Below are 18,532 nucleotides of genomic sequence, written 5' to 3' on the forward strand. Positions count from 1 at the left end.
GTGGTCCTCTGGATCGGCACAAGCTGGAAGATGAACAAGACGCAGGCCGAGGCCATCGCGTTCGCCAGCCGGCTGGGGATCGCCGCCGCTGGCGGCGGATGGCCCGGTGTGCAGCCGTTCGTCGTTCCGCCGGCGACCGCGATCTCCGTGGTCCGCGACGCGTTGCGGCCGAACTTGCCGGTCGTCGTCGGCGCCCAGAACGCCCACTGGGAGGACGCCGGCGCGTGGACCGGCGAGGTGTCGGTGCCGCAGGTCGCCGATGCGGGCGCGACACTCGTCGAGATCGGGCACTCGGAACGGCGCGAGCACTTCGGCGAGACCGACCGGACCGTCAACCGGAAGGTACGGGCGACTCTTTGTCACGGCCTGACAGCGCTGGTCTGTGTGGGCGAGTCCGCCGAGGTGCGGGCGGCCGGGGGCGCACGCGAGCACGTGCTCTCGCAGGTGGCCGCCGCCCTGGACGGGGTGCCCGGCGGATCCCAGATCCTGCTCGCCTACGAACCCGTCTGGGCGATCGGCGAGAAGGGCCGGGAACCGGCCATCGACGAGATCGCAGAAGTCACCCAGGCCCTCGACGCGAAGTACGGCGCAGTGCTGACCGCCCTGCTGTACGGGGGGTCGGTCAGCACGGCGAACGCGCGGGACCTGCTGCACACCCCCGGCGTCACCGGGCTGTTCGTCGGGCGCAGCGCCTGGGACGTCAACGGATACCTGAACCTGCTACGCATCGCGGCGGACGTGGCCCAGGAGGCCGGCGAGGTGGCGGCGGCGACAGTTCCGCGCTGATCCCGCGCCGGGACCGTCGCCACGGCATCCCATTCGTCCACGAACACCAGGCTCGATCACCACCTCCACCACCAACGAAAGGGTCGTCATGAAGCGCAACAACGTCCTGCTCACCGCGGTCGCGGCCGCGTCGGTCCTCCTCCTGACAGCCTGCGACGCCGCCAACGGGCAGACGTCGGCCGGCGGCGACGCGGAGACCTTCAAGCCCAAGGGCAACGTCACCATGGTCGTCCCGTTCGGCGCGGGCGGCGGCAGCGACATGTCCGGCCGGTCCATCGCGGCCGGTCTGGAGGCAGTCGTCCCCGACTTGAAGATCAACACGGAGAACCGCGACGGCGGCTCGGGCGCGGTCGGCTACTCGTACTTCCTGAGCAAGACCGGTGACCCGAATTATCTGCTGCCCAGCGAGACCGCGCTGCTGGCCCTGCCGCTCAACACCAAGGTGGGCTTCGACTACACCAAGTTCACCCCGATCATGAAGGTCGGTGACGACTTCACCCTCGCCGTCGTACCGACCGGCTCGCCGTGGACGACGTGCGCGGACGTCGTGAACGCCAGCAAGGCCGGGCGCGTCGTCGCGGGCGTCTCCGGTGCGACCAGTCTGGACAACGTGGTCTTCACGCTGACCGAGCAGGCCACCGGCGCGAAGTTCGACCGGGTCCCGTTCGAGTCCGGCGAGGAGCTGGTCGCGGCGCTGCTGGGCAACCAGATCCAGGTCGCGTCCCTCAACCCCGGTGAGGTCGTCGAGCAGCTCAAGGCCGGGAAGCTCAAGGCGCTCTGCGCGTTCGCGGAGAAGCGGTACGAGTACCCCGAGTTGAAGGACATCCCGACCGCGAAGGAGCAGGGGGTCGACGTCGCGTACGCCCAGTTCCGTGGCTTGATCGCTCCGGGCGGGATCAGCGACGGCGCTAAGACGTTCTGGATCGACGCGAGTAAGAAATTCGTCGAGTCCGACAAGGCGAACCAGTACATCGCCAGCAACTACCTGCAGCCCAACGCCCTGTTCGGTGACGACTTCACGGCATACCTGAAGGAGAACAACGACATGCTCAGCAAGGCCTTGGGCAAGTGAGCACGCTGGTCCGAATCCGCGGCAACGGCGAGGCGACCGTGTACGCCGTGCTCGCCCTGGTCGGCCTCGCCGCCGCGGTGTCCGGCGCCTTCTACGGCGTGTTCGTCGACGGTGGCCGCGTCGGTCCCGGCTTCCTGCCGCTCGTCGCCGGCGGCCTGACGACGGTCCTCTGCGGTTGGCTCGCCCTGCGATGCGCGCACGGCGAGCGCAGCCACCCTCCGGGCGGGCCCGCGGAGGGCGTCGAGCCGCACCTTGCCGAGGACATCGACCCGGTGGACAAGGGTACGGACGACGACGTCGACATCAGCGGGCGCACCGGACGGGAGCGGATCCACAACCTCTGGAAGGTCTTCGGGCTGACCCTCGGCGCGATCCTGCTCGTGCCGGTGGTGGGTTTCCTCGCCGCGTTCGGTGCCCTGGTCTTCGTGATCTCCACCTGGATCGAACGGCAGCCGCTGCTGAAATCAGCCGTGATCGCGGCGGCCGCCACCGGCCTGATCTACGGCGTGTTCGGGCTGTTCCTCGAGATCCCCCTGCCCGGGGGGCTGCTCGGGCTGGGAACGGAAGGCTGAGCGGTGATCGACAACGTCATTCTCGGGTTCCAGACCGCGCTGACGCCCCAGAACCTGCTCTGGTGCTTCGTCGGGGTCCTCGCGGGCACCGTGATCGGGTTGCTGCCGGGGCTGGGCTCCACCACCGGCGTGGCGGTGCTGCTGCCGCTCACCCTGGACTTCGAGCCGGTGACCGCCCTCATCATGCTCGCCGGCATCTACTACGGGGCCCAGTACGGCGGAACCATCACCTCGGTGCTCCTCTCCACCCCCGGCGAGGCGTCGAGCGTCGTGACAACCCTCGACGGCTATCAGATGGCACGGCAAGGGAGGGCCGGCGCGGCGCTGTCCATCGCCGCCATCGGGTCCTTCGTGGCCGCCATCTTCTCCCTGGTCCTGCTGATGGTGCTCGCCCCGCCATTCGCGAACTTCGCGCTGAAGTTCGGCCCCGTCGAGAACCTGTCGATCATGATCCTCGGCCTGGCGACCATCGTCAGTTTCTCCGGCGAGTCCCGGACCCGCGGCTTCGCGATGGCCTCGGCCGGGCTGCTGCTGGCGACCGTCGGCATGGACGCCGCAACCGGCACGGCACGGTTCACCTTCGACAACGTCAACCTGCTCAGCGGGGTGCCGTTCGTCGAAGTCATGATCGGCCTGTTCGCCGTCGGCGAGGTCATGTACCAGATCCGAGTCGGTGCGGCCGCGCCGATCCGGACCCGCTTCCGGGAACTGCTCATCACCAGGAGCGAACTGCGGCGCAGTATCGGCCCGATCGGGCGCGGCAGCGTCCTGGGGTTCCTCCTCGGCTGCCTGCCCGGCTCCGGTTCAACCCTCGCCTCCTTCATCGCCTACGGCGTCGAGAAGCGGGTCTCCCGGAACCGGAGCCAGCTCGGTCAGGGAGCCATCGAAGGTGTGGCCTCGCCGGAGAGCGCCAACAACGCGGCGGCCAACGCGAACTTCGTGCCGACGCTCACCCTCGGCATCCCGGGCGGCGGTACGACGGCCGTCCTGCTGGGTGCGTTCACCATGTACGGCCTGCAGCCCGGCCCGCTGCTCTTCCAGAGCCAGCCGACGCTGGTGTGGGGGCTGCTGGTTTCCTTCTTCATCGGCAACGTGATGCTCCTGGTGCTCAACCTGCCGATGGCCCCGATCTTCGCCCAGATGCTGCGGATCCCGTACGCGTACCTCTACCCGATCATCTTGTTCACGAGCTTTGTCGGGGCGTACTCGATCGACAACAACATGTTCAGTGTCTGGATCGTTTTCGTCGCGGGCGTCGCCGGATACTTCATGAAGCTCTACGATCTGCCGATGGCACCCCTCGTCCTCGGCCTGGTCATCGGGCCCCTCTTCGAGAAGGCGCTGACCCAGACCTCCGCCCTCGGTGACGGTGACCTGCTGATCGTCCTCTCCCACCCCATCGCCCTCGTCGTGCTGGCCCTCGCCGTCCTGCTCGCGGCCGGCCCGTCGCTGGTGAGGTTGCTACCGCGCAGCACACCGGCCAGGGATCGCGAGCGCGCCGGCGTCTGACGTACCGTCCCGGGATCGCCAGGCAGCGATCCCGGGACGTACGCCGGGGTGCCACCCGCGCCCGAACAGCCCTGACAAGCCCGATGTCGTGCTCCCGTCACCCGAGGAGGCCGGGTCAGGCAGTACGCAGCCAGCCGAGGGTCTCCATGGTGGAGAGACTGGTCGCCTTGAGGCCAGCGTCGGAAACGGTCCAGAGGACTCCGTCGACCACCAGTGACCGGCGGATCGGCGCCAGATCCTCGGGACGCCCCGTGCCCAGCGTGTGGTCGACCGTGCCGACCTCGGTGAACCCGCCGTCGCCGACTCGCAGAGCCAGCGCCACGTTGCTCGGCAGGCCCGGGCTGCCCGCCACGCTCTGGTCGTTCACCGCACCAGGCTTGCTCACGGCGCCCGTGCCCTGGACGGTCAATGGGACCACGACCAGGCGTTCGGGCGGCCAGTAGAGGAACGCGTGCGGGTCGAACTCCGCCTCGGAGTGCCCCTGCTCGACGTGATACTGGGCGATCCGGGTCGGCCTGGCCGGATCGGAGACGTCGAAGAGCGAGAGCTGGGTGCCCTGGACACGGCCCTGGTCGGACGCCTCCTGCCCGACACCGAGCAGCCGTCCTTCGCCGGCCGGGTGCAGGTACGCCGAATACCCGTTGATCTTCAGGTCGCCGCTCACCTTCGGCGCCCCCGGATCACGCAGATCGACGGTGTAGAGCGGGTCGGTCTGCCGGAAGGTGACGACGTATCCGGTGCCGCCGACGAACCGTACCGCGTATATCCGTTCCCCCTTGCCCAGTCCGGTGACCTTGCCGACCTGGGTCAGCGCCGTGCCGTCGGCGCGCAGGACGTACACGCTGGACGTCGAGTTCGGCCTGTCGCCCCAGGTACGGCCACTGGTGGTGGCCACTCTCAGGTGCCCGTCCCACTCGGACATGGCGTACTGGTTGATGAGCCAGCCCGGTACGGACGCGGCGGCGACGTACCGCGGGGCACCCGCGCCCGAGATGTCGAACTGATAGATCTCGGTGGTCTCGTCCCTGGGATCGGGTGCGATGTTCCGCGCGGTCAGCATCGGCAGCACCCGCCAGCGCTGGTCGTTGGCCACGTACAGCCGGGGTCCGTTGCTGTAGACGGTGTCGCCGTCGGCGATCACGGTGACCGGGTCGCCAGCGCCGAGCGTAGCCGCACCGAGGTCGAAGCTGAGCACGGTCACCAGCGACGTGCCGGAGTAGGCGGCCGGCCGGCTCACCCGTTCGCAGCCGACCCGTCCCGCGCTGGTTCGCCCGCCGGAGGTGATCTCGTACCGGGGCAGCCAGTCGTCGGCGTTGGCCTTGTCGATGATCTCGCGGTTGGCGGCGGTGCGCTGCTCATCGGTGGCCCGTTCCCGGTACGGGAAGTTCAGCCGGGGCGCGGAGCGGACCACGACCCGGACCGTCGTGCCCACCTGGCGGGCGTCCACCAGATTGCCGTCGATCCGGTATTCGCCGATGATCTTCGGCTCGCCGGATAGGTCGACCATGATCAGCCGGGGCCCGACGATGCCGTCCGGCATCGGGGCGTCTGCCGGGGCGACGCGCGCGCCTCCCTCGGGGACGGCCGGTTTCGCCATCCCTGCCCACCCGTCGCGGCGCAGCACCAGCGCCCGGTCGCCCTGCAGCAGCAGGCCGTCTTCGGCCCCGCCGAACCCATCGGCACCCGGTGCCAGTTCCAGCTCTCCGGTCAGCCGGCGGGTGGCCGGGTCGACCACGTACAGCTTGCCGCGGCTCACGGTGACAATCCGCTTGCCGTCGGTCTTGACCAGGTCCGGTTCATCGGCCCGGCCTCGTGCGTGTTGGTGCCCGAGTAGCCCTTGGGCGCCGCATCCGCCGACCCCGCCGCGGCGGGCGCCCCAGCCTGTTCGGCCCGGCCGAAGGTACGGATGTCCCCGTTCGGCCCGAACCCCCAGGGCCCGACGTACGCCTTGGCAGCCGTCTTCAGCTGCCGCAGCGCCTCCGGGCAGGAGTCGAACGCGACGAGCCGGAACCCGCCGGCCGGCACTCCCCGGTCACGTGGCGGCACGGGGGCCGGCTCCGTCGTACAGCCGGTGACCAGCGCCAGGCCGGCGACCAGGGCCAGTCCCATGACGCGAGCTGGAGTCATGACTCGGGGGACGCCGGTGGCGGCCGTTGGATGGGGTACGTGGGCGCTGCTACCCGTCATGCCCCCTACGACGTGGCTGCCCCGGGCTGGGTTCCCAGCATGCAGACCCCGCCCCGCGTAATCGACCCGGGGGTGCGGGTGTCGGTCGCTCAGGCGGAGGCGCGACCCATCTCGGCGAGGATCCCCGTGCCCTGACCGAGCTCGATCAGATAGCCGTCCGGGTCGCGCAGGTAGCACCGAATCTCGACGCCATGATCCTTGGGCTCGGTCAGGAACTCCCCACCCCGTGACCGCCACTGCTCGTAGACGGCTCGGACGTCGGTGACCCGGATGTTCATGGCGCTGCTGAGCGTGTTCGGATCCGGCGGCGCCTGTGCTCGTACGCCCGGCTTGTCGTCGGTCGGACCACCTTCATCGTTGATCACGATGTAGCTGTTGTGGAAACGCAGGATCGCCGGCTGGCGTTCCCGCACCACCGTCGCTCCCAGCACCCGCTGGTAGAAGTCCCGTGAACGGTCCACATCCCGCACGATCAGCAGGTGCGTGAGCACCAGCCCAGCCTCGGGCTGGAAATAGTCGGGCGCCTCGCTCGCCATCACGCCTCCCCCGGGTCCCATCGGCAGGGCCTACCCGCGCGCGGCGCCGGCACACCCACCGGTTCGATCGCCCCGCACCACCCGCAACAACGAGCCACCACGACCAGTGTCGGCTGTTACCGTCGGGCCTGTGCTCGCCGACGAGATCCGGCATCGGGTCCGGTCGGCCAGGGTGGCCCGGCTGACCACCGTTCGAGCGGATGGGCGTCCACACCTGGTGCCCGTGTGCTTCGTCCTGCTCGACGATGTCGTCTACCACGCCGTGGACGAGAAGCCCAAGCGCCACCGGCGGTTACGCCGGCTGGAGAACATCCAGGCGACGGGGCATGCCTGCCTGCTGGTCGACGAGTACGACGAGGACTGGTCGCGGCTGTGGTGGGTCCGGCTGGACGGGCACGGCTGGTTGGTGGAGGACCGCGCGGAGGAGGCCGCGGCCCGCGCGGCGCTGGCCGACAAGTACCCGCAGTACGTCCAGCGGCCACCAGCCGGGCCGGTGATCGCGATCCGGGTGACGGGCTGGTCGGCGTGGTCTGCGGCGGACGGGGCAGCCGACCCGGCCGGGTGAGCGCCGGTCGGGGGTGTCAGCGGGTCGGAGCGAGGGCGTCGAGCACCTCGTCGGCCCGGCGCAGCGACGCCTGCGCGTCGGCGCGGGGTGAGCCGATCTCCGGATCGAAGTTGAGGTCGACGAACACTTCCGTGATGCCGGCTTCGGCAAGTCTGCCGAGATCCGACCGGATCTGCTCGAGCGTGCCGGTGAGCGGCTCGCGCTCGGGCGAGCCCATCGGGCGTACGCGGACCGCGCCACGGCAGACGAATCGCAGTGAGCGGGGATCGCGGCCACCCTCCGCAGCGGCGGCCTTGACGGTCGCGACCGCCTCGCCGATGCCCGTCAGGTCCGCCTGGCTGCCACTGACCCAGCCGTCGGCGAGCCGGCCGGCCCGGCGCAGCGCGGCAGGCGCCTGGCCACCGAGCAGAATCGGCGGGTGTGGCCGCTGCACGGGCTTCGGCTCCAGGCGCGTCGGCGGGACCTGGTAGAACTCGCCGCGATGCTCGGCGACGTCGTTCTGCCAGAGGGCGCGGAGAACGGCGAGGAACTCCTCGGCCCGACGGCCCCGCCGATGCTTGCTCACCCCCGTCGCCTGGTACTCCTCGTCCGCCCAGCCGAGGCCGAGTCCCACGTCGAGCCGTCCGCCGGCGAGGATGTCGAGAGTCGCGGTCTGCTTGGCCAGCAGCACCGGAGAGGTGAATGGCATGTTGAGCACCGCGACGCCGAGCCGGATCCGGGTGGTGTGGGCCGCCAGGAACGCCAGCGTGGTCAGCGGATCCTGGACGCTGTGGTAGGTCTCGCTCCAGCCGAGGTCGGCGGGCACCAGGAGCCGCTGGAACGTCCAGAGCGAGTGGTATCCGAGCTGCTCGGCGCGGCGGGCGACGTGGATCATGTGCTCCGGGGTGGCCCACGAGCCGGAGACGGGCGGGGCGAATCCAACCTCCACCCGGGCACCGTACCCAGCTCAGCCCGCGTCGGACACTGAAACGCCTGGGATGAAGACGCGGAGCAGGCAGTGCGTCAGGACACCGCCTCGATGATGCGCAGGTCGCGTTCGGCTCCGTCGTCGAGCGCCCGCAGCGCCTGCTGGTAGGCGGGGCTGTGGTAGGCGGCGACAGCGGCGTCGACGCTGTCGAACTCGATCAGCGTCGTCCGCTCCACGATGCCGGACTCGAACGCGTGAGCCGGTAGTCCGCGCGCCAGGAACCTGCCGCCCGCGGCGAGCATCGCCGGACCTGCAAGCTCGACGTAGGCGGCCAGCTTCTTCTCGTCGTTGATGGCACGAAAGGTGTTGATCCAGTAGGCCTTCGGCACTGTCGCTGTCTCCCGTTCATCGTGCTGTGGTACGAACCCGGCGGCGCCAGATCGTCGGCGCGGACGGGCGTTCAGGCCCCGACGTTGCGGCCCACCGGATGAAGCAGTTGCCGGATGTCCTTCGGCAGCTCGGATTCCAGGTTCTCGAGGTCTTCGGCGCTCACCGCCTCGCGCAGGGTCGTCAACACGGCGCGGGCGGCCTCAGCGGTACGCTCGCGATCCGTCTCCGCGCGGGCCCCCACCTCATTGAGGAACTGCACGAGGTCGAGCCGTTCGGCGAAGTCCACGTCCTTGTGCAGGTACCCTCGCAACTCCTCGGGGAGCTGGGTGGCCAGGTCCCGCGCCTCGCCGCCGCTGACCCCTTCCGCCAATGCCGTCAGCGTGGCTCCGACGACGTTCGCCGCCTCCGTCGCGGGCATTCCCGCCCGCTTCCCCACCGCTTCGAGAAACTCCGCGTAGTTCACGGGTTCTCCTCCCGGGTCCAGTCGGCAGGGGCGTACCCGCGTGGCGATGCGGGCACACCTGCTCCTGCCTCAGTTGTGCGTGCTACGAGCCGGGGCGCTGCCCGCCACCGGCACCCACCGGTTCGATCACCTGCCGGAACTCGTTCGGAAGCTGGGCCACCGCGTCCTCAAACTCGTCACGGGAGACAGCCTCGCGGAGCGTGGTGAGCACCGCGCCGACCCCGGCACCGGCGAGCGCACGGTCGACGGCCGGGCGGTCCGCCACCCGCCGCACGAACTCTTCGAGCCCGAACGCCTTGGCATGTTCCCCTCTCCCGCTGAGCGGTGGGGGTTTGCGCAGGTGATCGTCAAGCCCGTCGGGAAGCTGATAGGCAAGGTCCTCAGCCTGGCCGGCGCTGATCCGATCTGCCAATGTCTCCAACGTCGCGCGGGTAAGCGTCGCCGCCTGATCGGTCGACACCTTCGCCCGCGTGGCCACTGCGTTGATGAAATCCTCGTATTCCACCTGAATCTCCTCTCCGGCCCGATCGCCGTCGAACCGCCATTTACGAGCCCTGACCTCAATGCGCTGCGATTGGGTTCGTGCGCCGGTGCGACCGCCATGGGCGGGGACGCCCGTCGCCCAGAAAGTTCTGCTGCACCTCTCGGGTGCCGAGCGAACTGGTACCTCCACAGCCTCCTGGGACGGGGGGTGACCCTGCCTCATCCCCATCGGGCGAATCACCAGGGCGCGCTACGGCGACTCCTCGACATTCCGATGGATCTGCACGCTTCGCCCTACCCTCTTCAGTTGAGCCGGATGAACCTGGCGACGCTCGGCGTGCCCTGCGTGTCGAGCGCGAAGAGCAGATAGTCGCCGGGCAGCGCAACGCCCCTGTCGGCCGGGATCGGCAGCGTGTACGTCGTGCCGCTGACGCTCGTCGGCGTGAGCGGGATCCGCCGCTGGTCGGTGTTGACGGTGTGCGTGACGGCCGACGTGCGCACGAGCGCGAAGCGCGGGACCTGCGCGCCGGTGGTCACCGTGATCGTCGTACCGGGCCACGCCGTCGCGGGCGCGGCGGTGATCGTCGGCCGGGCCCGCGCGGAACCGTCGGGGTTCAGCAGATACGGCGGTGTGAAGATCTGGCCGTTCGGATGGTTGGTGGCGCACGAGCCGCAGAGCCCGCCGCCGCCCGAGAACACCCGGCCGTCGGGCAGCAGGAGCGCGACGCTGTGGTACGTGCGCGGCTCCACCTCCCGCGCCATCGTGGTGAACCGGCCGGTCGCCGGGTTCCACAGCTCCGGGCTGGACACGGCTCCGGTGTCGGTGAAGGCCTGCGGATGCTGCTGGCCGCCGAGTGCCAGCACGGTGCCGTCCGGCAGGACGACGCCGTTGCCGAACGACCGGGCGTACGCCATGTCGGCGACGCGCGTGGTGACGACCGGCTGTCCGCGCCCGGCCCTGATGTCCAGGGTGTACGCCCGCCGGGTGGCCTGGACGTTGGTGACGGTACCGGCGTCCTGGTACGCCGTGGCCCCGCCGAAGGTCAGGATCTTGCCGATGTCGTACATGACCGCATTGCCGTTCATCGCGTCGGCGCTGTCGGCGCGGTTGCCGGCGCCGACGATGGTGCCCGCCCCGCTCGTCGTGATCCAGTTCATCTGCTTGCTCGGGCCGGCGTGGAAGACCGCGCCGCCGGAGATGGCGAACAGCCAGGCGTGGTTGTCGGCGCGGTAGACACCGGCCGGGTCGGCGGTGAGGATCCGGGTGGCCGTGACGCCGGTCAGCTTCGCCCACGTGCCGCTGCTGCCGCTCGACGTGAAGACCTCGCCGTTCTTGTTGCCGGCGGCGTCGTACCAGGAACCGCCGAGCGTGAACACGCGCCCGTCGGAGAGCAGCGTGGTGCTCTGGTAGGCGCGCGGGATCTGCATCCGCGGCCCTGTCGTCCACGAGTTGAGCGCCGGGTTGTAGATGGTGGTCGCGCCGTCGGTGCTGCCGCCGTTGATGAGCACCCGGCCGTCGGCCAGGACGGCGAGCCCGCTGCAGAACATCTGGTGCTGGGTGTTGATGTTCGCCGGCGGGCTGACCACACCAGTAGCGAGATCCAGAATGGACACCACCGTCGTGGCACCGGTCTTGTCGAATGTCATGCCGCCGACTGCGGCGAAGGTGAGGACCTTGTTGTTGGGCAGCAATACGGCGGAGACGGGTACGGCGGGGAAGCCGATCGGCGCGTCCCACCTGCCGCCGACGCCCGCGGCCGGCGCCGAGCCGTGCACCTCGATCTCGGCCGCCGCCGACCACGGGCCGCGGTTGCCGGCTTCCGTGGTGGCGGTCAGCCGCACGTAGCGCGCGTCGACCTGGGCGAAGGCGACGGTCTTCGCGGTCTTGTCGTCGACCCACGTGGCGTTCGCCACCGGCGTGGCCCAGGCGCTGCCGTCGACGCTGACCGAAATGGAATAGCGGCCGATGTTGCCGTTGTTGGACGAGTCTGCGCGTGGCAGGTAGGTGAGGCCGCCGATTCTCTTCGTGGCCTTCATGTCGATGGTGAGGGTGTGCGGCAGCGGCGTGGCCGGCGAGTACTGGGAGTGCCACAGCGTCGTGGCGTTGCCGTCCAGCACGTTGCTTGCGGGATACCCCACGGCCTGGTCGCCGGCGCTCGCGGTCCAGCCTGCCCGCGGCAACGCCGCGGCCACGGCCGGGCCGCCGATCACCTTGATCTCGGCCGCCGCGGACCACGGGCCGCGGTTGCCCGCCTCGGACAGGGTGGTCAGCCGTACGTAGCGCGCGTTGACGGCGGCGAAGACGGCGGTCTTCAGCATCTTGGTGTCGCCCCACGTGCCGGTCGAGACCGGCGAGCCCCACGCGGTCCCGTTGCTGCTGACCGAGACGGAGTAGCGGCCCACGTTGCCGTTCGACGACGTGTCCTGCCGCGGCAGATACGTCAATCCCTGGATGCTGAGCGCGCTGCGCATATCGATCGTGATGGTGTGCGGCAACGGCGCTGCGGGAGTCGCGTAGCGCGAGTGCCAGATCGTCGTCGGCAGGCCGTCGAGCACGTTGCCGGCCGGGTAGGCCGATGCCTGATCGCTGGCCGTGGCGATCCAGCCCGTCGTGGGCAGGACCAGCTCCCGCTTGACGTACGACTCCCCGGGCGGTTCGCTCATCGCCATGGGGCCGGGCATCGACGGCCCGCCGGTCGGCGCCACGGCGGCGCGGTGGCCGGCGTGCGGGTCGACGACCGGGGACCCGCCGCCCGGTGCGGGTTGGGCCGGGTTGCCGGGATCGCGGGCGTAGCTGGGCATCGGCACGGCGAGCAGACCGATCAGGAGAACCACGATCGGGATCAGGCGACGTTCGAACGGGTGCCCAAAGAGACGCTTCGTCGGTCGGTCTGCCATCGGCGACACCCCCGTCACGCCGAGAACTCCTGGCCAGCGTGGTCAGGAGCCACTGGGTCAGTGCTCAGGCTCCCACCCGGCAGCGCCGAGGCGAATCAGCCGAAAGTGCCGAAGACGGCCACCATGGGGTAGTTCGGACCGCCTCATAAATGCGACTTGGGTCGATTTATGATGAGTATCCAGCGGATCGGCGTTCACGTGATCCGGGCAGCGAGCGGTAGCGTCGTCGGCATGATCCCGCGCCGTCGACGGGCTGCCGGCCTGCTCGCCGTCCTCGTACTGATGACCGGTGCGTGCGGGCAACCCGATCGCCGGCCCAGCGCGACGTCCGGGCCGTCGACTCCAGGCCGGACCGCTGCGGGCGGTGCCGACGACCTGGTCCGCGTCCCGGTGCGGGTGCCCGCCGGACTGACAGCCGCCCCGTACGACCTACCGCGCCACCTGAACCTGCCGGCGGGCTGGTCCGCCTCGGTGTACGTCCGGGCGGCCAAGCCGCGGTTCATGGCCCCGACCCCGGCCGGCGACCTGCTGCTGTCCCAGCCCGGCCGGGGAACCGTCCTGCTGATTCGCAAGGGCGCCGACGGCACCGGTCAGGCCAGGGAGTTCCTCACCGGCCTCAGCCGGCCGCACGACATCGTGTTCGCCGATGTCGCCGGTCGCAGATGGGTTTTCGTCGCCGAGGCGGACCGGGTGGTGCGCTACCCATACGGCACGGGGGACCGGCCGGGACCCGGCGAGGTGGTCGCCGACGGCCTACCCGACACCAGCACCCCCGAACTGCGCGGCCGGTACGCGCACGTGCTGAAGAACATCGCCGTCCGCGACGGGCGGCTGTACGTGTCGATCGCCTCCACCTGCAACGTCTGCGCCAGCGACACCCGGAGCGATCCGCAGCGCGGAGCGATCTACACGTACGACGCGGCCGGGCACAACGCCGATCGCCGGCTGTTCGCCCGTGGACTGCGCAACGCCGAAGGGCTCGCGTTCGCCCCCGACTCGGGTGACCTGTGGGCGGTGGTCAACAACCGCGACAGCCTGCCGGTGCCCGACGACCGGGACGTCGACGGCGACGGCCGCGGCGACCTCGGCCGCCGGGTCACGGCGTACGTGGATGACCACCCGCCGGAGCCCTTCACCCGGGTCCGGGAGGGCGGCTTCTACGGCTGGCCGTTCTGCAACCCGAACCCCGACCGGGGCGTGCGCAACATGCCGTACGACCGGGACTACGACCTCAACCGGGACGGGCGGGCGGCCGATTGTGCGACGGCCACGCCGATCGACGTGGGCATCCCGGCGCACTCGGCCCCGCTGGGCCTGACCTTCACGGGCGGTACGGCGGCACCGGACCTCGGCGCGGTGATCGCCCTGCACGGCTCGTGGAATCGCAGCCGGCCCACCGGATACAAAGTGATCCACTTCCCGTGGCGGCAGGGCCCGGGCGAGCAGCGTGACCTCGCCACCGGGTGGCTCGACGAGTCGACGGGCGATGCGTGGGGCCGGCCGGTCGACGTCGCAATCGACGCGGACGGCGCGCTGCTGGTCAGTGACGACGCGAGCGACGCGGTGATCCGGCTTGCGCCGCCCCGCCCCGCCGGCTAGGGCCTGTCTCAAAGTCCGGCTCATTTGATCTTATGGCAAGATCGCGGGATGCTACGACTAACCGACTTCATCATCGATTGCCCGGACACGATGAAGCTGGCAGCCTTCTACTCTGGGGTGATGGGGCTCCCGGTCAAGGAGGGCAGTAACGAGAACTGGGCCGGTATCCAGTTCGGCGAGATCGAACTGGCCTTCATCCAGGTGGAGGACTACCGCGCCCCGCAGTGGCCCGACAGCGAGCACCCCAAGCAGTTCCACCTCGACTTCGAAGTCGACGACATCGAGGCCGAACAGCGCCGCGTCCTGGCCCTCGGCGCGACCCTGCAGCGGGACTGCATCGGCCCCGACGGCTACGGCTTCCGCGTCTACGCCGACCCCATTGGCCACCCCTTCTGCCTCTGCCGCAACAAGGGTGTCATTTGGACCGATCAGGGCCTCATCTGGCCCAAGCGCGACTAGTAGCGCCGACGCCGATCCTGCGCGCGAACGCGGGGGGAAAATGCGGCACAGTGTCAGCCTTGACTTCCTCCCCTCGCTGACGGGAGGGGATTCTCACGGTCTCCCACGGGGCTTCCTGCTGCTTGGCCTGCCGCTGCGTGAGCGCCGCCAGGTCGTGGTCGACCTGCTCGCCCACGCCGGGCCGCAGGTGGCGCTGTGCCCGCAGACCGCATGCTCGACGAGGCCACGGACTGGTTGACGAACTGGATCGCCGTCGGGGTGGAAGGCGTCGTCGCGAAGCCGGCGAGCAGCCGCTACCACCCGCGACAGCGACGCGGGTGGTGAGTTAACTGCACCGGCCGGGAGCCGGAGCGGTTCACTTGTCGCCCCTGCTGCGGCAGGCCTGCCGGACCCGCCTTTCTGGGGCTACCGACGATAGGACCCACGCCATCAGTTGCGGACATGCATCCACAGCATCCGGATCTGCCGAGAACAGTGCACGCAAATATCGATGGGCAGTAGGGACGATCACGCGGCGGTCGAACGGGCCCGACTACGTTCTTCCGGCGACGGAACCCGACGCTGACTCTCCGCCGCGAGCCCGGATGTGAATCATGGAATGATGCCGTCGTGGGGCAAGAGGAGAGACACTCAGCGGTGGCCGCCCTGGTCAGGCTTGCAGCGAGTCGCGACTACCGCGATCGGGCGGATGCGGGCCGCGCCCTGGCGAGCTTCGCCGAGATGCCCGGAGCCCGGGAATCGCTGCTCGGACTCGTGCTCGATGCCGATGACACATTCGTCACGCGCGCGACGGCCGAAGCCTTGCTCCGGCGTCAGGATACGGCGGGCCTCGCGATCGTCGCCGAAGCGTTGGTCACGGCCGACTTCCAACGTTCCTCGTGGATCCACACCGCGGTTGTCGACGTGTTCGGGATTTTCGCCGCCGACCGGGATGGCGCCGTACGCACGTGTGACGCCTTGGGCCTGGATGCGAATGAACAGGTGCGCCAGGGGGCCGGCGAACTGCTCGACATGCTCAACAAGATCATTCCGATTCTTTACCCCCAGCCGGACCACTGAGCATCCAGCGGTCGCGTCGTGACCCCGTAATGCGCGGCACCGGTAGACATCGGCGAAGGCTCGCAACAGGCCGGAACGGCCAAGACTAGACCAGCGAACATCCGCTATGCCGCCGATCGTGCGCGCCAACCAACGGCGAACCGTCACGCTCGGTGGCTGGCCTGGCGTTCCCGGCCCACGTCTTGAACCGCCAATGAGGGTGCACCTGATCCTTGCGCTTTCCGATCTGGGGCGATGATCATACGTCCGTGCCGGTGAGTGCGGAAGCCACGGTGTAAGCGTCCGTCGTGCTGCCGATGTTAGGTTCTCCAGCATGACCGTGCAGATCACCGCCGGGCAGTTCCACACGGCCGACGGTGTGGAGGACTGGCGCTCCCTCTACCACGTGGTCTCGGCCTATTTCCGGACCGGCTCGCTGACCAAGGGCATCGCCTTCGTCGGTGAGATGGGCCGGCTCGTCGACGACGACGAGCAGCAGTACCTCCACGTCGACCTGCGCCACGCCGGCGTCACAGTGTCCCTGTCCCGGCGCGACATCGCGCTGGCCCGGCGGATCTCGGCCGCCGCCAAGGAACTGGACATCCCCGCCGACCCGACCGCCGTGCAACTTATCAACGTCACCCTCGACGTACTCGTCGGCGCGGACGTGCTGCCGTTCTGGCAGGCGGTGCTTGGTTATCGCCAAATCGAAGACGACTACCTGGCTGACCCGTCGCGCCGAGGCCCGGGCCTCGGGTTGCAGCAAATGGAAGCGGCGCGCCCACAACGCAACCGCATACATCTCGATGTCGCCGTCCCACACGACCAGGCCGAAGCCCGCATCGCCGCAGCCCTGGCTGCCGGCGGCCGCCTCATCTCCGACGAACATGCGCCGAAGTGGTGGGTCCTGGCCGACGCCGAAGGCAACGAGGCGTGCGTCGCCACCTGGATCGGCCGCGAATAGCAGATCCGGAGGCTCGCACGCCGAACGCCATGGACACACCGGACTACCTCAGCGGCTCTCAAACTCGCCGACGTCGATCATGCGAACACGTCCTCCGCCGGCGCCTGGTCGCATGGGCATCCGGATCTGCCGATGACCGGTCGGCGGGTCCTCAGGTGAGGCAGAACTCGTTGCCCTCGATGTCCTGCATGACCATGCACGCGTCGGTGCCGTCGTACAGCAGTCGCTCGCGTCTCGCGCCGAGTGGGACGAGCCGAGCGCACTCGGCCTCGAGGGCGGCCAGCCGCTCTTCGCCCTCAAGGTCATAGGCGACCCGCACGTCGAGGTGGACGCGGTTCTTGGCCACCTTGCCTTCGGGCACGCGCTGGAAGTACAGACGCGGGCCGACCCCCGAAGGATCGACGCAGGCGAACCACGAGCCCTGCTCATCGGGCGGCATCGAGTGCTGAAAGTCGTCCCACGTTCCGAAGCCCTCGAGAGGCGGCACGACGTACCCCAGCACCTCGCACCAGAACCGACCGACGCGCTCGGGTTCGATGCAGTCGAAGGTGACCTGGACCTGCTTGACCGATGGCATGGACCGACACCCTACCGCCGCCTGCTACCACCAGACTGGGTGGGGTATGCACTCCATGGCGCTGGCTGGCGTTGGGAGACTCAAGTGCACGCTCATGCCGCTGATCGGGCGTTGGCTGCTCGGCTGTTGCGCACAGTCAGCCGAGTTGAGTGCGTTGCGGGCGGGTGGACACCCGCCTGCCTTCCCGCTAGCGTGATCCAAGATCAAGGGGGTTCCCATGGGCGCGTCCGGGTGGCACTACTACGTCGCATATCAGCCGGATCTCCAAGTCGCGTTGGACGGACTACGGCGGCAGGTTTTCGAAACCGGCGACTACTGGTGGGCAGCGCCGTATGAGTACGGCAAGTCCGCCGCAGACTTCCCGAATCGGCCGCGGACGGAGGCGGAGCTATGGGCGGACGAGTCCGTCCAAGAGTCCGGTACGCACTCGATATTGGACATGTCTCGGGTATTGGCCGACGGCGAAGAGCCCGACTATGGGACGGTCCAGCCGGTCGTCGGGGCGGAGGCGCTCGAGCACCTGGGCGTCACCAAGCTGACCCGGTCACACGTCGAGGCGCTCAAACCGCTCGCCCCGCGAAGCTGGTTCGGCCGGTGCGCGGTCTTGCACGACACTGAAGGCAATCCCAGTGAAATCTACTTCTGGGGTTTCTCCGGCGACTAGATCGCAGCGGGTAGCCGGTTGCCGCCGGCGTCCGGACCAAGGTCAGGTGCGCACATCTGCCGCCGACCGTGCGCGCTGGTGGCGCCGTTGTAACGGCGTGTACGCGATCGAGAGCGGCCGCCGTTCTCGTCAGAGAAGTAACTCGTAGCGGCTGACAAGCGTTCGGGTGCCGCCGCGGGAGCGCTGACCGGGAGCGCCGCCGACTTCAACGTCACCGCGGTGGTGGAAGCCGGCGGCCTCGTAGTAGGCCCGCAAGCCGGGATTGGTGGCCACGCAGTCGAGCCGTAGCACGGCGGCGTCGTGGGCGCGTGCCCGATCCGCGGCCCAGGTCAGGATGGCGCTGCCGGTACCGGCAGCCCACCTTTCCACCGCCGTCCGGTGCAGGTAGCCGGCTCGACCCAAGCAGTCGCTCCATACGGGATCCGACCAGTCGAGCGTCACCGTGCCCGCCGTGCGACCGTTGGCACGTACCAGCCAGGTATCCCCGCGCTCAACGGCCGGTGTTATCCATTCGGTGACAAACCGGTCCGGCCATTGCTGGATGCCGGCGGCGGTGAGCCAGGCCGCGGCGTGGTCGAGCACCGCCAGGACGTCCGCCACGTCCGCGGCCGTCGCACGAACGAACTGCAGATCCCCGTGGATTCGGCTCGTCATGCCACCAGTTTCTCAGCGCCATGCCGGTTCGCTTGTCCCGACCCCGGGCCACGCCATCCGGAGGGCCGCTGCGGCATCCGCTTCTGGCACCCCTCTGTGTCAAGAGGCCGTGGCGAGGGTTGTTCTAGGCTGGGGTGTGGCGGGTCCGGGAAGTGACTTTTCCGAAGTGTCGATCTCGGGGTTCAGGTCGGCCGCGCTGGATTGCAGAG

Annotated in this window: 19 protein-coding genes and 1 pseudogene; 11 read left to right on the plus strand and 9 right to left on the minus strand. The window is 69.4% G+C overall.

The annotated features are described in order from the left end of the window. From AC5RWQ_RS20345 to AC5RWQ_RS20360, 4 genes are all read left to right on the plus strand, one after another. On the plus strand, positions 1-786 hold the full coding sequence (locus tag AC5RWQ_RS20345; protein ID WP_494284291.1) for a triose-phosphate isomerase: 786 nt from the start codon (positions 1-3) through the stop codon (positions 784-786). Positions 787-874: 88 nt separating this feature from the next. Then, positions 875-1,858 (plus strand): tripartite tricarboxylate transporter substrate binding protein, encoded by a 984-nt coding sequence (locus AC5RWQ_RS20350; protein ID WP_494284292.1) that lies wholly within the window; start codon positions 875-877, stop codon positions 1,856-1,858. Continuing rightward, entirely contained in the window at positions 1,855-2,430 is a 576-nt protein-coding gene (locus tag AC5RWQ_RS20355; protein WP_494284293.1) for a tripartite tricarboxylate transporter TctB family protein, read from the plus strand. The genes AC5RWQ_RS20350 and AC5RWQ_RS20355 overlap by 4 nt, the downstream gene beginning before the upstream one ends. Before the next feature lie 3 nt (positions 2,431-2,433). Continuing rightward, positions 2,434-3,939: a tripartite tricarboxylate transporter permease gene (locus AC5RWQ_RS20360; protein ID WP_494284294.1), complete on the plus strand. Its 1,506-nt coding sequence runs from the start codon at positions 2,434-2,436 to the stop codon at positions 3,937-3,939. Positions 3,940-4,054: 115 nt separating this feature from the next. Here the strand turns inward: AC5RWQ_RS20360 and AC5RWQ_RS20365 are convergent. Together AC5RWQ_RS20365 and AC5RWQ_RS20370 are read right to left on the minus strand one after the other, a co-directional pair. Next, positions 4,055-6,066: pseudogene (locus AC5RWQ_RS20365) on the minus strand (beta-propeller domain-containing protein). A gap of 149 nt (positions 6,067-6,215) precedes the next feature. After that, on the minus strand, positions 6,216-6,662 hold the full coding sequence (locus tag AC5RWQ_RS20370) for a VOC family protein (RefSeq protein WP_494284295.1): 447 nt from the start codon (positions 6,660-6,662) through the stop codon (positions 6,216-6,218). Between the two features lie 130 nt (positions 6,663-6,792). On the opposite strand from AC5RWQ_RS20370, the gene AC5RWQ_RS20375 reads away from it, so the two are divergent. Next, positions 6,793-7,227, plus strand: a complete 435-nt coding sequence (locus tag AC5RWQ_RS20375) for a TIGR03668 family PPOX class F420-dependent oxidoreductase (RefSeq protein WP_494284296.1) — start codon at positions 6,793-6,795, stop codon at positions 7,225-7,227. A gap of 16 nt (positions 7,228-7,243) precedes the next feature. Here the strand turns inward: AC5RWQ_RS20375 and AC5RWQ_RS20380 are convergent, their stop codons facing one another. The 5 genes from AC5RWQ_RS20380 to AC5RWQ_RS20400 form a co-directional block, all read right to left on the minus strand. Beyond that, positions 7,244-8,155, minus strand: coding sequence for a TIGR03619 family F420-dependent LLM class oxidoreductase (locus AC5RWQ_RS20380; RefSeq protein ID WP_494284297.1), 912 nt, complete (start codon positions 8,153-8,155; stop codon positions 7,244-7,246). Positions 8,156-8,229: 74 nt separating this feature from the next. Further along, positions 8,230-8,523 (minus strand): DUF1330 domain-containing protein, encoded by a 294-nt coding sequence (locus tag AC5RWQ_RS20385; protein WP_494284298.1) that lies wholly within the window; start codon positions 8,521-8,523, stop codon positions 8,230-8,232. Positions 8,524-8,594: 71 nt separating this feature from the next. Beyond that, the gene (locus AC5RWQ_RS20390; protein WP_494284299.1) at positions 8,595-8,987 is read right to left on the minus strand and encodes a DUF2267 domain-containing protein; all 393 of its coding nucleotides are present in this window, start codon (positions 8,985-8,987) and stop codon (positions 8,595-8,597) included. A gap of 82 nt (positions 8,988-9,069) precedes the next feature. After that, positions 9,070-9,492 (minus strand): DUF2267 domain-containing protein, encoded by a 423-nt coding sequence (locus tag AC5RWQ_RS20395; protein ID WP_494284300.1) that lies wholly within the window; start codon positions 9,490-9,492, stop codon positions 9,070-9,072. Positions 9,493-9,773: 281 nt separating this feature from the next. Next, positions 9,774-12,305, minus strand: coding sequence for a galactose oxidase family protein (locus tag AC5RWQ_RS20400; RefSeq protein WP_494284301.1), 2,532 nt, complete (start codon positions 12,303-12,305; stop codon positions 9,774-9,776). Between the two features lie 294 nt (positions 12,306-12,599). Here AC5RWQ_RS20400 and AC5RWQ_RS20405 point away from each other — a divergent pair, with 294 nt between their 5' ends. The 5 genes from AC5RWQ_RS20405 (at position 12,600) to AC5RWQ_RS20425 (ending at position 16,428) form a co-directional block, all read left to right on the plus strand. Then, a complete protein-coding gene (locus tag AC5RWQ_RS20405) occupies positions 12,600-13,967 on the plus strand; it encodes a PQQ-dependent sugar dehydrogenase (RefSeq protein WP_494284302.1) in 1,368 nt (455 codons plus the stop codon). Positions 13,968-14,015: 48 nt separating this feature from the next. Then, on the plus strand, positions 14,016-14,426 hold the full coding sequence (locus AC5RWQ_RS20410; protein WP_179803374.1) for a VOC family protein: 411 nt from the start codon (positions 14,016-14,018) through the stop codon (positions 14,424-14,426). 195 nt (positions 14,427-14,621) lie between these two features. Further along, entirely contained in the window at positions 14,622-14,750 is a 129-nt protein-coding gene (locus AC5RWQ_RS20415) for a hypothetical protein (protein ID WP_494284303.1), read from the plus strand. 312 nt (positions 14,751-15,062) lie between these two features. Beyond that, complete coding sequence (locus AC5RWQ_RS20420; protein WP_494284304.1) at positions 15,063-15,485, plus strand: hypothetical protein; 423 nt, start codon at positions 15,063-15,065, stop codon at positions 15,483-15,485. A 313-nt stretch (positions 15,486-15,798) separates the two neighbouring features. Beyond that, a complete protein-coding gene (locus AC5RWQ_RS20425; protein WP_494284305.1) occupies positions 15,799-16,428 on the plus strand; it encodes a 4a-hydroxytetrahydrobiopterin dehydratase family protein in 630 nt (209 codons plus the stop codon). Positions 16,429-16,579: 151 nt separating this feature from the next. Here the strand turns inward: AC5RWQ_RS20425 and AC5RWQ_RS20430 are convergent, their stop codons facing one another. Beyond that, the gene (locus AC5RWQ_RS20430) at positions 16,580-17,005 is read right to left on the minus strand and encodes a VOC family protein (RefSeq protein WP_494284306.1); all 426 of its coding nucleotides are present in this window, start codon (positions 17,003-17,005) and stop codon (positions 16,580-16,582) included. Positions 17,006-17,222: 217 nt separating this feature from the next. Between AC5RWQ_RS20430 and AC5RWQ_RS20435 the strand changes: the two genes are divergently transcribed. Next, positions 17,223-17,669, plus strand: coding sequence for a hypothetical protein (locus AC5RWQ_RS20435; protein ID WP_494284307.1), 447 nt, complete (start codon positions 17,223-17,225; stop codon positions 17,667-17,669). Between the two features lie 129 nt (positions 17,670-17,798). Here the strand turns inward: AC5RWQ_RS20435 and AC5RWQ_RS20440 are convergent, their stop codons facing one another. Further along, the gene (locus tag AC5RWQ_RS20440) at positions 17,799-18,323 is read right to left on the minus strand and encodes a GNAT family N-acetyltransferase (RefSeq protein ID WP_494284308.1); all 525 of its coding nucleotides are present in this window, start codon (positions 18,321-18,323) and stop codon (positions 17,799-17,801) included. Positions 18,324-18,532 lie beyond the last annotated feature (209 nt).

The sequence above is a fragment of the Micromonospora sp. BS32 genome, from assembly GCF_059089345.1.

Coding starts and splice junctions, on each gene's coding strand:
- AC5RWQ_RS20350 (WP_494284292.1), top strand. CDS start 875: ATGAAGCGCAACAACGTCCTGCTCACCGCGGTCGCGGCCGCGTCGGTC.
- AC5RWQ_RS20370 (WP_494284295.1), bottom strand. CDS start 6,662: ATGGCGAGCGAGGCGCCCGACTATTTCCAGCCCGAGGCTGGGCTGGTG.
- AC5RWQ_RS20405 (WP_494284302.1), top strand. CDS start 12,600: ATGATCCCGCGCCGTCGACGGGCTGCCGGCCTGCTCGCCGTCCTCGTA.
- AC5RWQ_RS20410 (WP_179803374.1), top strand. CDS start 14,016: ATGCTACGACTAACCGACTTCATCATCGATTGCCCGGACACGATGAAG.
- AC5RWQ_RS20425 (WP_494284305.1), top strand. CDS start 15,799: ATGACCGTGCAGATCACCGCCGGGCAGTTCCACACGGCCGACGGTGTG.
- AC5RWQ_RS20430 (WP_494284306.1), bottom strand. CDS start 17,005: ATGCCATCGGTCAAGCAGGTCCAGGTCACCTTCGACTGCATCGAACCC.
- AC5RWQ_RS20435 (WP_494284307.1), top strand. CDS start 17,223: ATGGGCGCGTCCGGGTGGCACTACTACGTCGCATATCAGCCGGATCTC.
- AC5RWQ_RS20440 (WP_494284308.1), bottom strand. CDS start 18,323: ATGACGAGCCGAATCCACGGGGATCTGCAGTTCGTTCGTGCGACGGCC.